Here is a 14,354-nt window from a genome sequence, read left to right as displayed (position 1 = left end):
TATTCAACACGAAAATTGCAGCGATGAGATATGGTCTAAGTAAAAATGAAATTCACCAAGATTCAGAATCAAAGTTGAACTCCATGTCTCTTGAAAAAGAACTGGAATGGTTCCATCAGGTCACTATTCTAAGGGGAAAGATCACATTTGAAGGTTCTTGTAATGAATCAGATATGGAACAAATTCAGATTCCTGATTTGTCTACAGATTCTTCCTTTTATGCTAGTTTGGTCAAAAAATATGAGATGGGATTTGAAGAGAGACTGGTGTTGATTCTTTCCCTCATCCCACATATTCGGCCTTCGCTTTTGGACTTACTGAATATAAAAAACCAAAGCTTTGACATCCCTTTTTCTGAATTTGGAGGCATCAAGGCCGAAAAACACAAAGGGTTTTTGCCCACTGGGGAGACAGCCATTTTTCTTTTAGCAGGAATAGATTTATCAAAGAGGTTTTCTTTGCTTCGACTTTTTCATAGGGATCACTATTTTGTCAAGGAAAAAATTTTGTACTTGGATAAATCAGTATCCGGTGAACCAAAACTGAGTGGTACTCTACAGATTAACCCGGAATACCTTTCGTTATTGACGACAGCTGAAATTTATAAACCCGATTTTGATATGGATTTTCCTGCCAAAAGAATTTCAAGCACCCAGGATTGGGATGATTTGGTCTTGACGACTACTTTGGAAGAAGGAGTGATGGAAATCAGAAATTGGCTACACTTTGGTAAGGAATTGAAAGAAAACTTCAAATTCGGAAAGAAAATCAAATCAGGCTTCAAGGTGCTATTTACAGGTCCTCCGGGAACCGGAAAGACCCTCACTGCAAGTCTGCTTGGGAAATCATGCAATATGGATGTTTACAGTGTTGATTTATCTCTTGTTGTGTCCAAATACATAGGTGAAACAGAGAAAAACCTGTCCAAGGTTTTTGATATGGCTGAAAACAAAAATTGGATATTGTTTTTTGATGAGGCTGATTCCCTTTTTGGAAAAAGAAGTCAAACCACTGATTCCCACGATAGGTATGCAAACCAAGAGGTTTCATACCTATTACAAAGAATTGAAGACTTTGATGGATTGGTTATCTTATGCTCCAACTTCAAAAATAACATTGATGAAGCCTTTTTTAGAAGATTTCAATTGGTCTTGGACTTTGATATTCCTGATTACCAACATCGTCTGATATTATGGAAAAACTCAATCACTGATGAATTTCAATTTCATAAAGATGTTCATTTGGAAGAACTTGCCGAAAAATTTGAACTTACAGGAGCTTCCATTATCAATGTGATGCATTTTTGTATTCTTAGAAGCATGGAGAGAGGAGAAAGGGAAATTCTGCTTTCTGATATCCTATCAGGTATAAAAATTGAAAAGACCAAACAGGGAAAAAGTTTTATCTATTGATTATTTTTCGTTTTAACAAAGTATTCAATAATGATGTCTTTTTCTTTTTTTCTAAATTCTAATTTTTTAATTTTTAATATTCTCTTATTCCGTGCCATAACTCCTTCATATTTCATTTTGAAGGAATTTGATTCTTTTATAAGTTCATAGTTTATTTTTTCTAATTCCTTAACTTCTTTACATTTTTCGCTGAAATTTAATTTCAGTAATTCAAATTTGTTTTCATAATATTCCATCCAATCTTCTAGTTTCTTATTCTTTTTTTTTAATGAAAATAAGTACATAGTACCAAAAGCAAAACCTGTAATACCAAATAGCACAAGAAAAATTAAAACCATAAACATCTTTTTTTAGCTGTGAGAAGAATAAAAAAACAAAGTACACATACAGTATTATCTATTACGTACTTATTTTTTTGTTAGGAATAAAGATAGAAATATTTTAAATTTAAGTAATTGTAATTTTTTATCTATTTGTTCCAGATAATAGCCAAATTTTATTTTAATAATGATAGATTTTACATTAGGTTATTTGCGAGACTTACTCAACCAACATCTGAAAGTTAAATTTTCATTGCCGGATAACAAGGTGGTACTTTCTAACCTGGTAGAAAATGATGGTTCAATTGGAGAAGATAAAGTGATAATATTTCTATTGCAGATTGATGAAGAATCTTCTTTGAAAAATATGGGAGCTAATAGAAACATGAATTCTTCCACTTTTTCAAAATCCAATCCACCTATTTTCCTTAATCTTCATGTATTTTTTTGCATGAATTTTAAAAACCAGAAATATTTTGAAGGTCTTACTTACCTCTCAGCGATTATAAGTTTTTTTCAAACAAATAAAATCATAAAGCCTGTTGGATATCCTGATTTTTCTAACAGGTTTGATAAAATCAGCATTGAACTATGTAAAACGACCTATGACCAGATGAGTAATATTTGGTCTGCAGTTGGGGCAAAATTATTGCCCTCCGCCCTCTACAAAATAAGACTGGTGGATATCCAAGATACAAATATAATTGGGGTTATTCCTTCAGTTATCAATCCCCAATCAAACGAAACCCATTGATGCAGGATAATTTTTTACATATTGGCACCATTCAGTTTTATCATGAATACTTCGTGAAAAATGAACCATATCTATTTGATATGAGGGTGCAAAACGAAACAAACAAAGACTTACTTAACCTAAATATTATCCTTAAGCCATTTGATTCAGGGTTTCATATTTTAGCTGGGGATATTGATTTGTTAGAAAATGAATGGAAACCTTTAAAGTTTCATTTTTTTATCCGTGATCCACTATTTCTGAGTTATACAGAATTGGGAGATTTTTCTCCACAAAAAAACCTGATTTTTTTAAGTAATAGGCTTGATTTTTCATCTATAAATGGTAATGTTTTAAAAACTCATGAGGAGGATTTTGTAGGAAAGAGTAACATTTCAATTATCCATTCTGGCAAACTATTAACTGAAGATGAAATAAGGGATCAAGATCCCAAAATAGCCGATGAGGCTGGCAATTCCATAACAGTTACCCAGATCGACAATCAGAATAACATCCTTAATGAAGGTAATTATTCAATTTCCCTAAATAGTAATAACAATAACCGGTATTTATTTCCCAAAGCTTTTTTCAAATTACCTAACCTCGTTTTTTCCCTATACCCTGATAAACTCTTTGAGCATTATCAATCAAATAAACCGGTATTATATCAAGTAAAATTCAAGAGTTTGTCCACAAAATGGCGCTATATCTTTACCGACCCCTCATTCAAGAAATTTGCAAGTCTTGGAATAAAAGATATCAAAAAGGATTCTTACCCATTTATTGAAAAAGACCTATTGCTGAACGGTTTAGGAACGGTCAGGCTCTTTGAATCCAAAGAAAGTATCAAGCTGAAAGACTCGTATTCAGGAGATTTCCAACTTATTGAGAATCCTGATTCAGAACCAAAAAAAAGAAACATAATCCTCAAGACTTTGCCAAGTGCATCTCCTGATTTGATTTATCATGAGGATTCATCCTCCAAGGACATCTATTCACATATTTTTATCTAACCAATAATTTCACCAAAACCAAAAAAACAATGGCACAACCACTAATGACTCCCGGCGTCTACATCGAAGAGAAAAACGCCTTCCCCGGTTCTGTTGTAGAAGTTGCTACGGCCATACCCGCATTTATCGGGTATACCGAAAAGGCTTCACGCAACGGTAAATCGCTTTTAAATATCCCCACAAGGATTACCTCCTTTGCGGAATATGTAGAACTGTTTGGTAAGGGATTTTCCCCAAAATTTAATGTAAATAAATTAGATGCAACAGATAAGCCCAAAGACAATTCTTTGTTTTCAGTAAAAGATCTGAGTGAAATAAATCAAGCAGGGACAGATGCAATCTCAGATTTAAGTGAGAACATTTCTGATGATGAAAAAAAGAAATTAGAAGAATTTGCTAAGGAATTGAAACGTTCAGAAATCCTCGGTCAAAGAAAAATTGGTGGGATTAAATTGAAGGATAAACTTGAGGCTATAATTAAAGTTAGAATTGTTTCTATTTTTCCTGAAAAGGTTATTCAGGATAAAGCCGATCCAGATAAGAACTTCGATATTTCCCTTGCAGTCTTTAATAATATCTTGGAACTTGTAGTAAAGGATTTGAAGGAAGATTCTGATGAAAATGCACAAGATGTAGCCATTAAAAATGCTATAATTAAAATTATTAATGGAGGAGGAAGTTCAACTGCCTCTAGTTCATCAGCAAGTTCAGATGCAGGAAGTACTTTTAAGATTGGGGCTGATAATTATAAAATTTTAATTGAAGAGGATCAAACACTATTATTCTTCAAAAGCATCAAATTATTCTTCTCCAATGGAGGAGGTACTTGTTATATTGTATCTGTAGGTACCTATGAAGGTTTGAGTGGTATAACTATAGATCAAAAAGCACTTCTTGGGGAAAAAGAAGAAAATAACAAAGTAGTCGAAGGAGGATTGAAAAAATTATTAAAAGAACAAGAACCTACCTTAGTGGTCATTCCTGAAGCTGTTTTATTAGGTGCAAATTGCTACGAAGTCTACAAGCAAGTCTTGATGCATTGTGGAAAAATGCAAAATAGGTTTGCAATTTTCGATCTACATGATGGTGACATAGAGAATGATGAAACCCAAAATAGTAATGTAAGTAGATTTAGGGAGGGTATTGGTTCTGATAACCTGAGCTATGGTGCAGTTTATTATCCTTGGCTAGATACGAATGTAATCCAAAAGGATGAAGTCACTTTCAAAAACCTAGATGATTTAGTCGATCTTTCGGAAATTTTGCCTGAACCAATTGCCAAGACCTTTGTAAAGGAAAATAAAGAAAAATCTTCAGCGGAAAACGATCCTTCTAAGAAGAAAAATTTAGAAGACAATTATCATTTGGGCCTGATTGCTACTAGCCCTACCTATTCAGCCTTATTGGATGAAATCAGGTACATGATGAACAAAATGCCGGCTGCACCTGCCATGGCTGGAAAATACACTGCAGTGGATAATAGCCGTGGCGTTTGGAAGGCTCCTGCAAATGTTTCCCTCAATTCGGTTGTCAAGCCCATGGTAAACATTACCCATGATAATCAGGAAAATCTCAATGTAGATGCTGTATCAGGTAAATCTATAAATGCCATACGCACATTCCCCGGTGTTGGTACTTTGGTTTGGGGTGGAAGAACCCTTAATGGCAACAGTCTCGATTGGCAATATATCAATGTCAGGAGAACTATCATCATGCTGGAGCAATCGATCAAGCTGGCACTTCGGTCTTATGTCTTTGAACCCAATGATGCCAATACCTGGATCACTGTAAAAAGTATGATAGTAAACTTTTTGACAGAAAAATGGAAGCAGGGTGCATTGGCAGGTTCATCTCCTGAAGATGCTTTTGATGTACAGATCGGCTTGGGTGCTACTATGACAGGGTTGGACATTTTGCAAGGAAAAATGCTGGTTTCAGTCAAATTGGCCATCGTTAGACCGGCAGAATTTATTGTGGTCACTTTCCAACAACAAATGCAAAAATCTTAATTTTTGGAAAGTTGACAGACTTCAATTTTTATTCAAAACGTAATTAAAAATTTAACCAAAACCTTAAAATACTAATATCATGGCAGGAGATAAACAAGACAGCAACTGGCCCTTACCCAAGTTTTACTTCAAAGTAGATTTGGGAAGCACCACAGACGTTCCTTTTCAAGAAGTAAGTGGCCTGGAAGTTACTGCACAGCCCATAGAATACAGGCATGGAAATAGCCCCGTATTCTCTACAATAAATATGCCCGGCATCGTCAAAAACAACAATGTGACAATGAAAAAAGGTGTATTTGTGAAGGACAATAAGTTCTTTGATTGGTACACCAAGATCAAAATGAACACGGTCGAACGTCAAAATATCGTCATCAAATTATGTGACGAAGGGGGCAACCCAACCATGACCTGGACATTAGCCAATGCATGGCCAACAAAAATCAGTTCTACAGATATGAAGTCTGATGCCAATGAGGTAGCCGTGGAGACCATCGAGATTTCACACGAGGGCCTTACTATTGCTAACGGTTAATCAGAATGGATACCTCAAGTTTCTTTACGCAAGGGTATGTTCCACCTACTGCTTTCTATTTTGAAGTAGTTTTTATAGGAAACGGAAACTCCAAGATGGACAGCAGTTTTCAGGAAGTATCCGGATTGAAAGTGACAATTGAAACGATGGAAAAGAAAGAAGGTGGGGACAATGTTTTTGTCCACCACCTTCCCAAATCCATCAAATATGATAATCTAGTTCTCAAAAGGTGCCTTATGAAAGGTTCAGAACTTGAAAAATGGTGTAAAGATGCTATTGAGAATTTTAAGTTTAAACCTTTGAATATCAGTTTACGGTTGCTTTCAGCCAAAGCTGTTAAAATAGGAACGACAGTAACAGTTACTCCTTTGGCAGTTTGGTCTATCGAGCAAGCCTATCCCATATCCTGGGAGTTAGGAAGTTTAGGGAGCACGAAGAATGAACTTGCAATTGAAACCTTGACTTTCAAGTATAAGAAGTTTACTAAAACCTTGTAGTATATGACATTGATCATCAAAGAACTAATTATTAGAGGAGAGGTAATCGATGATAGGTCTCCTTTTGAGGAAAGGAGGCTAGAAGAGGAGGTTATGAAGGAATATTTGAATCAAATGAAAAGAGAAATTGAGCAAGATTGCTTTGAGAAACTTTTGGATAAATTACAAAATCAAACCCATAGGTAATTTATGTCAGAAGGAAAAATTAATAAAGTTAAAGTGATTGCTTACAAAGACCCTGATTTCAAAGATAAATTAGGAGATTATGAAGTATTGATAAATCCTGATAAAACCACCAAAAAAGGGCAATTGAATTATTCTACAAATACTTCTCCAATAGGTAGCAGCGCTGACACCGTCAAGTTCAAAGGGGGAAGATCAGAAAAATATGAATTCAACTTCTTTTTTGACAGTACTGGGATTATTTCAACAAAGAAAGTGGATGACCAAGTTGATGAACTCAAAAATCTGATGTACACCTATAATGGGGATATTCATGAACCCAATTATATTAAGATTTTTTGGGGCACACAATTAGAATTTCAAGGTCGCTTGTATTCTTTTGAGCAGGTCAATACGATGATGGATACAGACGGCACTCCGCTTAGAACAGAGATCAAAGCTGTTTTTATTTATTCGATTTCTCCTGAAAAGAAGGCTTTGGAAGAGGGTAAAAATTCTTCGGATCTTACCCACATCAGAACAGTGCTTGCAGGAGACAATCTTCCATTGATGTGCTACAGAATATATGGGGACAGTAGTTTTTATATTAAAGTCGCAAAAGATAACAAACTGAAAGATTTTAGGGATATCAAACCCGGAGACCAAATTGTTTTTAAACCAGTAATCTAATCCAATGGCTGATATCCTCAAAGAGTCCTCTGACCCTATCTCACTTTCCATCAAGATCAATGGAAGTACAATAAAAGACACTGTTGAAATACTTTCCGTTACTATTTCAAAGGAAGTCAATAGGATTGCTACTGCTAAGTTTCGAGTGTTGGACGGAGGTGCATTTGGAGTTTCTAACGAGTCATTTTCAAATGCAGAAGGCTCTGATTTTGTTCCTGGCAATGCAGTCGAAATAGAGATGGGATATGGAAATAGTAGGGAACTAGTCTATGCCGGAATTATACTTTCCCAAAGAATGGTTGTAAAAAAAAACAAATCTTATCTGGAAATCACCTGTAAAGACAAAGCGGTCAAACTAACTAAAGGAAGGTTTACGAATGTTTATACTGATGCAACGGATAGCGATACATTTGGAAAAATCGCCTCAAAGTTTGGCTTGCAGAAAGACATTGACAGTACCACTGTGACATTTGGCCAATTGGTACAGCATTATTGTTCCTATTGGGATTTCATCCTCATGAGGTCCGAAATGAATAACCAAATTGTCATCACCGAAAATAATCAACTTAAAATAAAAGATATCGACCTAAGTTCTTCCCCTGTGATATCCATTCAGGCCGATATGGTTGTGCTAGAAGCAGATCTGGATATTGATGCTGAGGATATTGTGAAGGAGTTCAATGTTGTGTCATGGGATGAAAGTAATCAACAGATCACTTCTGCCTCTTCAAACGTAAGTGATTCGCTTAATCTCGGGAATATAACTTCCCAAAAACTTTCAGATGTTCTTTCAGGAATTACAAGTAACCGGTTAAGTTCTGCCTCCTTGACCAAAGAGGAACTGCAAAATATCGGTAAGAGTGCAGCAAACCGGGTCGTATTGAATAAAATCAAGGGAAGAATTCAAGTTTCAGGAACATCAAAAATATCTCAAGGGGATATCGTTGAATTAAAGGGATTCAACCAGAGATATAATGGAAATGCGTTTGTTTCTAAAGTAATCCAAGAAATGGAAGAAGGGGATTGGATCACTTCATTGTATATAGGAATGTCCTCAAGGTTCCATTCCTCTCTTCCGGATCTGGAGGAACACGACTCAGGAGGCAATTTACCTGCTGCAAAAGGTTTGCTTATTGGTAAGGTGGTCGCCATTCATGGGGATCCTGACGCTAATTATAGAGTCAAAATTACGATGCCTTCCTTTAAGGGGGAGGCTGAAGAATATGTATGGGCAAGAATGACGTTTGACTATGCTTCAAATCAATGTGGATTTTTCTTTTATCCTGAAATCGGGGATGAAGTATTGGTAGGTTTTGTCAATAACGATCCGCGTTTTCCTGTTATAATGGGTGGCCTTTACAGTAAAAAGAACAAGCCAAAAGAGGAGCCTGATGAAAAAAACCAATTTAAATCCATTGTTACCAAGTCAGGAATTTCTATAAAGTTTGATGATGAAGATAAAATTTTGACTATCCAAACACCCGGAGGCAACAAATTAGTGATGAATGACAAAGATAAATTGATTGAGGCAGAGGATATGAATGGGAACAAGTGGATGATGAATGACAGTGGAATATCATTGGATAGTCCCAAAGACATAAATATCTCAGCAAAAGGGAAAATCTCCCTAGATGCAATGGGGGAGATTGGGATTTCCTCCAAAGCTGATATTAAGTCGAAAGGAATGAATATCAATCACGAGGCTCAGGTAGGATTCAAAGCTAAGGGAAATGCCTCAGCTGAATTGTCAGCTTCAGGGCAGACCATCGTAAAAGGTGCCATGGTAATGATCAATTAAATAGAAAATAAATGCCTTTAGCAGCTAGATTAACAGATATGCATGTCTGCCCGATGCAGACTCCCGGTTTGCCACCAATTCCTCATGTGGGAGGACCAATCATTGGTCCCGGAGTTCCAAATGTTTTAATTGGCAAAATGCCGGCTGCCGTCTTAGGAGATTCCTTGGTTTGTGTGGGACCACCTGACTCCATTATCAAAGGCTCTGCCACTGTAATGATAGGAGGTAAACCGGCAGCAAGAATGGGGGATTCTACAGCCCACGGTGGAAGTATAATATTAGGATGTCCAACTGTTATGATAGGAGGGTAATATGGATCAATCAGAAAAGTCCTTTTTGGGTAAAGGATGGGCATTTCCTCCTGCTTTTGACATTGATAGTAAAACAGTTCTGTTAGTCTCAGAAGAAAAAGATATAGAGCAAAGCATCAGGATTATTTTGGGAACTATCCCAGGTGAAAGGATCATGAACCCAAAGTTTGGATGTGATTTAATTAAACATGTTTTTGAAACAACAAATGCCACAAGTATCACAATCCTAAAAGATCTGGTTTATGATGCCTTGTTATTTTATGAACCAAGAATCAAATCAGAAAAAATAAATATTATCACCGACAAAATAATGGAAGGAAAATTATTGATCCATATTTCGTACAGAGTCATCATTACAAACACAAGGAGCAATATTGTTTTTCCATATTATTTAACAGAAGGCACGAATCTTTAGATCATCAAATAATGGGAAAAGGATCAAAACAAACCGAAAGAAAGCCCAAAGCCTTAGAGGAAAGCTACTTTTCTGTGGATGAAAGATCTCTTATGGATTTGTTAAATTTCACGCTCCATTTTGCTGAAAAGGTAAATTATTTTGATTTCAGTAATAATTTACAGACATATTCTTGGAAGCCTTTTTTTGAAAATGATCCCCTTTTTATTATGGCTAAGATAGCCGGTACAGACCTTCGTCCTTACAAAAAAACACATGACATTTTGATTAATAACTACAGTGAGGTTAACAATCAGCTCAAAGATAAAGACGGAAAATCTCCTGCCAATATTTTAGAATTAACAAATCAACTCAAAGAAAAAGAGATAATTCTTTCGGCTAACATTTTCGAATTGACAGGTCATCTCAATGACTGGAAATCAAAATTGATGGAGTCCAACTACTCCGGACCATTTTCCAATGAAATTGAAAACAGTTGGGATACAATCGAAAGTGATGTAATCAATAAAATCAAAAACCTAAAAAATTTATACAATCCTTCAGATTCTGATAATAATTTTCTGAAAAATAGCATTGAAATACTTTTGTCAGAAGGCTTCAAAACAGTTTATAAAAGCATGACTTTTTTGAAAAAACTTGCATATGAAAAGTTTGAAAATGAATTTTGGGAATCAAAATACCATAAACCTCAAATAGGATTATTATTGGCTTTTTTCAAATTGTTTGAAGAAGTCAAGCGAGATTTAAATTTTTTTACCCAAAAGCACCTGGATTTTTATTACCAAAAAGTCCTTGAACAAAACCCTAGTGAAAATACACCTAATTCCGCAATTATTGGTGTGAAGCCCTCCTCTTCGAACCCAGATCAAATCATAATTGAAGCAGGTCAAAAAGTAAATTTAATTTATGGGGATAAAGTAGAACTGGAATTCGAAACGATATATAACGAAAACATAAGTCATTCCAAAATCTCAGAAATTGAAGTTTTGTTTAAAAGCTCTTATCCTCCTTTCAAAAAATCAAGGTTAGACGGAACTTACTTGAATATAGTTTATAGTGGAAAACCATTTGTTGGCACTCCTTCTTCCAAAGTTAGTTTTGGAAAAAAATTGAATGGAGAATTTCAGACTATATTAGGAGAAGATCAACATCTTTTGGGAAGTAAGGAGAGGACCTTATCAGAAACCAATCTTGGAATTGGCATTTCTTCGCCAGCATTGATGGTAGAGAAAGGAAACCTAAAAATCACGACCTCAATCCGCTTTTCTGAGAAGTCAATAGGTACTTTTCAATATGAAGTGGAAAAATTAAGGTTGCAAAAAGAAAACATTACAACAAATTCAGATTTTTCATGGATGCTGAAAACAATGAAGCATAAGGCTTTTGCCAAGGAGGTTTTATCGAATTCATTTTTAATATCCTATTCCTCAATTTCAGGATGGACGGATTTACCTGATTTCTTCATTTCTGAGGACTTCGATTACCGAACAATTGAAATTATTTTTGAAATAAACAAAAATCAACCCATGCCCTCTATTTATAATAAAGAAATACATGGGAGCACATTTGAAACAGAATGGCCAATAATAAAAGTACTTCTGAACAATGACACCAATCTACCACCTTATGGATTCATGAAAGGCCTTATGATGGAAGAAGTTTTTGTTAAAGTTGAGGTAACAGGTGTTGAAAAAATGGATATTTCTAACCAATTGGGAGAATTGGATATTGAAAACCCGTTCCAACCGTTTGGGCCTATACCGGAGTTGGGATCAAAACTTAAAATCAGCAATCCCTATTTTCTTTCCAAGTATCTTTCCAAACTTGTATTGAACTTCCAATGGAGTGGGCTGCCATTGATCAGAAATGGATTTACAGAATATTACAATAGTTATCCTTATGATTATAATAATGAGAGCTTTTGTGTGGAACTGTCAGTTCAAAGAGGTAAAACACCTATCAAGCATCGAAAATCGTATCAGGAGTTTCACCTCTTTGAAACAGAAATTAGAGATGATTGGAAATTCTTATTGCCCAACAATTCTGCGGAAGTTGACTTGAATAGTTTTGAGGTAGAAAAAGGTCCAGGATTGACTGCCGAGGAGAGAAGCAGAAACGATCTTGCAATTGTTTTGTCATTGAACAGCCCTGAAAAAGCTTTTGGGCACCAAGTCTACTCTGAACTTTTTGGTAGTATTTCAATGCAAAACAGCAGGTTAAGAAAAAAGAAACTTGAACTCCCGAATCAGCCCTACACACCTGTTTTAGAGCATTTATTGGTGGATTATACCAATTTTGCAAAAGAGAATCTCTCGAGGTCTAAAGACAAAGGAGATGTAAGTATCAAGCTTTTCCAAATATTTCCTTTTGGCCATGTGCAGGTTTATCCTGCTTCATTGGAAACTTCCCCTTATTTTTTGCCTCAGATTTCCCATAAAGGCAATTTAATTATTGGTTTAATAGATGTCAAACCCAACGAAATTATTACCCTCGGTTTTGAATTGGAGCCTGCAGTATTTCCAATCACAGCCTATAAATCTCCCGACTTGCTTTGGGAATTTCTAGATAATAATAAATGGCATGCCTTCGGCGACTTGATGTTGGAGGATAGTACCAATGATTTAATTAAGTCTGGAATTGTAAAAATAAAATTGCCAAATTCTATAAACCTGGAAAATACGATCCATTCAAAAGGTAAGTTTTGGATTAGAATTTCCTATGATGGTCAGACTGACCTTAATTCCAAAATCAAGCAAATCTTTGTCAATGCAGTTAGATTGGATGAAAATACTTCCAATAAAAAACCAAATCCTCCCATTGGAATCCCTATAAAAAAGGTGGAATTTTTGGGGGGAAATACAAATAATGAAATATTTGGAGTATTTGACTTGAAGGTTAATCAAAGACCTATAAGTAAAACTCTTGATTATTCTAAAATAAGTGAAACCCTTCGCCACAAAAATAGGGCTTCAAGCACTTCAGATTTTGAAAAAATCATCTTGGCCCAGTTTCCTCAAATCCAAGAAGTTTTTGTGTACGGAAGAAGTGACTTTCCCGGTAAATTGTTGAAAGGCAACAATATTCAAATAGTGGTGATTCCTATATCAGATCCCGCCTTAGGTACAGCAGGTAAAGTGGTCTCGTTCGAAATCCTGCAGAAAATAAAGGACTACCTGATTACAAAAACTTCTCCTCTTGCAAGGTTTGAGATTTCCAATGCGATATATGAACGGCTCAAAGTCAGGTGCAATGTCAAATTCCAAAAGTCATATACAGACCAATCCGGCTATTATAGAGATGTTTTGAACCGGGAATTGGTGATGTTTTTATCTTCCTCTACAAGCTACAATCGCAAAGGCTTAAATAATATGTATGTTATAAGCTTATTAGAAATATTGAATTTTATTGAGGCGCGTCCTTATGTCGATTTTGTTACCCAGTTCTCGGTTTTGCAAATCGTAAAAGTGAAAGATTACTACAATATCATTGATACCGCAAGAGATGGAAAAAAAATTGATTTGTTAAGGACTATAACTCCCTATGCAGCTCTTACTTCTGCTGAAAGTCATTCGATCAATATCATTAACGAAGAAAAGATAAAGGAACCGAAACCTGCTGGAATCGGAGATTTGTCAATTGATTCTGATCTTGTAATTCTTGAAATAAAATAAACCAAACCCAAACAACAGAAGAAGGATTTTATGGACAGCGAAAAGCCTCAAGAAAAAATAATCATCGATAGAGAACAACTGAAGGAGTATTTCAAAAACGGAAAGCTTCCTACTGAAATTCACTTTGGTATGTTGATTGATTCCATGTTACACAAAAAGGATGATGGCTTAAGCATCAACGATGTGGATGCATTGATGATTTTTCCTACCATTGATAAACAAAAATTTTTAAGCTTTTTTGAAAATAAAAATGACAAAAATGCCTCTTGGGTGATTGTCAATAGCCAAGGAGAAAGAAAAGGCCTTATTATTAAAGAAGAAAAAAACGAATTTCCTACAATTTTTTTTGAGAGGGGCGGAAACATAGGAATCGGTACTCCTACACCGCATCAAAAATTGGATGTGGAAGGTTTCATCGCTTCAAAGGGAAGGGTTGGGACTTTTCCGGGATCTGGGGAAGAAATATTGGCAGATGGAAAATGGCATACCTTGATCAAGGACCTTTCGGGCTGTGAAGCATTTGAAATTATGGCTTACGCAGGAGTTGAAGGAAAAGGAAAATATGCATTGTTACATGCTATAGCTATCAGCACTTTTGGAAATTCGCGCTCAAAAATATCCAAAACTTGTGCTCATTATGGCTTTTGGTGGAACAAAATAACTTTAAGATGGACCGGGGAGACCAAAAATTTCAGCCTGCAGATAAAAACAAAAAGCCATTTTGGTGAAGGGGTGAAGATCCATTTCAAAATATCCAAGTTGTGGGACAAATCCTTTATAAAATAGAATAA

Annotated in this window: 14 protein-coding genes; 13 read left to right on the top strand and 1 reads right to left on the bottom strand. The window is 35.6% G+C overall.

What is annotated here, in order from left to right; genetic code table 11:
- Positions 1-83 precede the first annotated feature (83 nt).
- Positions 84-1,412, top strand: coding sequence for an ATP-binding protein (locus DQW11_RS01160; RefSeq protein WP_232826643.1), 1,329 nt, complete (start codon positions 84-86; stop codon positions 1,410-1,412).
- On the opposite strand, the gene DQW11_RS01155 is transcribed toward DQW11_RS01160, so the two are convergent.
- A complete protein-coding gene (locus DQW11_RS01155) occupies positions 1,406-1,750 on the bottom strand; it encodes a hypothetical protein (RefSeq protein WP_157965991.1) in 345 nt (114 codons plus the stop codon). The genes DQW11_RS01160 and DQW11_RS01155 overlap by 7 nt on opposite strands.
- A gap of 169 nt (positions 1,751-1,919) precedes the next feature.
- Here DQW11_RS01155 and DQW11_RS01150 point away from each other — a divergent pair, with 169 nt between their 5' ends.
- The 12 genes from DQW11_RS01150 to DQW11_RS01090 all read left to right on the top strand — a co-directional run bounded on the left by DQW11_RS01150 (position 1,920) and on the right by DQW11_RS01090 (position 14,349).
- A complete protein-coding gene (locus tag DQW11_RS01150; RefSeq protein WP_113922153.1) occupies positions 1,920-2,486 on the top strand; it encodes a DUF4255 domain-containing protein in 567 nt (188 codons plus the stop codon).
- A gap of 665 nt (positions 2,487-3,151) precedes the next feature.
- A complete protein-coding gene (locus DQW11_RS22155) occupies positions 3,152-3,478 on the top strand; it encodes a hypothetical protein (protein WP_157965990.1) in 327 nt (108 codons plus the stop codon).
- 287 nt (positions 3,479-3,765) lie between these two features.
- Positions 3,766-5,487, top strand: a complete 1,722-nt coding sequence (locus DQW11_RS01135; RefSeq protein ID WP_232826642.1) for a phage tail sheath family protein — start codon at positions 3,766-3,768, stop codon at positions 5,485-5,487.
- Between the two features lie 79 nt (positions 5,488-5,566).
- Entirely contained in the window at positions 5,567-6,019 is a 453-nt protein-coding gene (locus DQW11_RS01130; RefSeq protein WP_113922151.1) for a phage tail protein, read from the top strand.
- Between the two features lie 5 nt (positions 6,020-6,024).
- Positions 6,025-6,516, top strand: coding sequence for a phage tail protein (locus tag DQW11_RS01125; protein WP_113922150.1), 492 nt, complete (start codon positions 6,025-6,027; stop codon positions 6,514-6,516).
- A 3-nt stretch (positions 6,517-6,519) separates the two neighbouring features.
- Positions 6,520-6,702: a DUF5908 family protein gene (locus DQW11_RS01120; protein ID WP_113922149.1), complete on the top strand. Its 183-nt coding sequence runs from the start codon at positions 6,520-6,522 to the stop codon at positions 6,700-6,702.
- Between the two features lie 3 nt (positions 6,703-6,705).
- The gene (locus DQW11_RS01115; RefSeq protein ID WP_113922148.1) at positions 6,706-7,368 is read left to right on the top strand and encodes a CIS tube protein; all 663 of its coding nucleotides are present in this window, start codon (positions 6,706-6,708) and stop codon (positions 7,366-7,368) included.
- Positions 7,369-7,372: 4 nt separating this feature from the next.
- Entirely contained in the window at positions 7,373-9,166 is a 1,794-nt protein-coding gene (locus tag DQW11_RS01110) for a phage baseplate assembly protein V (protein WP_113922147.1), read from the top strand.
- Between the two features lie 11 nt (positions 9,167-9,177).
- Entirely contained in the window at positions 9,178-9,477 is a 300-nt protein-coding gene (locus tag DQW11_RS01105; protein ID WP_113922146.1) for a PAAR domain-containing protein, read from the top strand.
- 1 nt (position 9,478) lies between these two features.
- Positions 9,479-9,892 carry a GPW/gp25 family protein gene (locus DQW11_RS01100; protein WP_113922145.1) on the top strand — a complete coding sequence of 138 codons (414 nt, stop codon included), beginning with the start codon at positions 9,479-9,481 and terminating at the stop codon, positions 9,890-9,892.
- Positions 9,893-9,903: 11 nt separating this feature from the next.
- Positions 9,904-13,563 (top strand): hypothetical protein, encoded by a 3,660-nt coding sequence (locus tag DQW11_RS01095; RefSeq protein ID WP_113922144.1) that lies wholly within the window; start codon positions 9,904-9,906, stop codon positions 13,561-13,563.
- A 30-nt stretch (positions 13,564-13,593) separates the two neighbouring features.
- Entirely contained in the window at positions 13,594-14,349 is a 756-nt protein-coding gene (locus tag DQW11_RS01090; protein ID WP_113922143.1) for an adhesin, read from the top strand.
- Positions 14,350-14,354: the final 5 nt, after the last annotated feature.

Source organism: Cognataquiflexum aquatile (assembly GCF_003316845.1).
Lineage (GTDB): Bacteria > Bacteroidota > Bacteroidia > Cytophagales > Cyclobacteriaceae > Cognataquiflexum > Cognataquiflexum aquatile.
Note: the sequence above shows the minus strand (reverse complement) of the source record. Positions and strands in the feature narration are given on the sequence as shown.

What these genes read in the sequence shown, in the direction of transcription:
- DQW11_RS01125 (WP_113922150.1), top strand. Translation starts at nt 6,025, where the DNA reads ATGGATACCTCAAGTTTCTTTACGCAAGGGTATGTTCCACCTACTGCT.
- DQW11_RS01160 (WP_232826643.1), top strand. Translation starts at nt 84, where the DNA reads ATGTCTCTTGAAAAAGAACTGGAATGGTTCCATCAGGTCACTATTCTA.
- DQW11_RS01155 (WP_157965991.1), bottom strand. Translation starts at nt 1,750, where the DNA reads ATGGTTTTAATTTTTCTTGTGCTATTTGGTATTACAGGTTTTGCTTTT.
- DQW11_RS01150 (WP_113922153.1), top strand. Translation starts at nt 1,920, where the DNA reads ATGATAGATTTTACATTAGGTTATTTGCGAGACTTACTCAACCAACAT.
- DQW11_RS01090 (WP_113922143.1), top strand. Translation starts at nt 13,594, where the DNA reads ATGGACAGCGAAAAGCCTCAAGAAAAAATAATCATCGATAGAGAACAA.
- DQW11_RS01115 (WP_113922148.1), top strand. Translation starts at nt 6,706, where the DNA reads ATGTCAGAAGGAAAAATTAATAAAGTTAAAGTGATTGCTTACAAAGAC.
- DQW11_RS01100 (WP_113922145.1), top strand. Translation starts at nt 9,479, where the DNA reads ATGGATCAATCAGAAAAGTCCTTTTTGGGTAAAGGATGGGCATTTCCT.
- DQW11_RS01095 (WP_113922144.1), top strand. Translation starts at nt 9,904, where the DNA reads ATGGGAAAAGGATCAAAACAAACCGAAAGAAAGCCCAAAGCCTTAGAG.
- DQW11_RS01130 (WP_113922151.1), top strand. Translation starts at nt 5,567, where the DNA reads ATGGCAGGAGATAAACAAGACAGCAACTGGCCCTTACCCAAGTTTTAC.
- DQW11_RS01110 (WP_113922147.1), top strand. Translation starts at nt 7,373, where the DNA reads ATGGCTGATATCCTCAAAGAGTCCTCTGACCCTATCTCACTTTCCATC.
- DQW11_RS01105 (WP_113922146.1), top strand. Translation starts at nt 9,178, where the DNA reads ATGCCTTTAGCAGCTAGATTAACAGATATGCATGTCTGCCCGATGCAG.
- DQW11_RS01120 (WP_113922149.1), top strand. Translation starts at nt 6,520, where the DNA reads ATGACATTGATCATCAAAGAACTAATTATTAGAGGAGAGGTAATCGAT.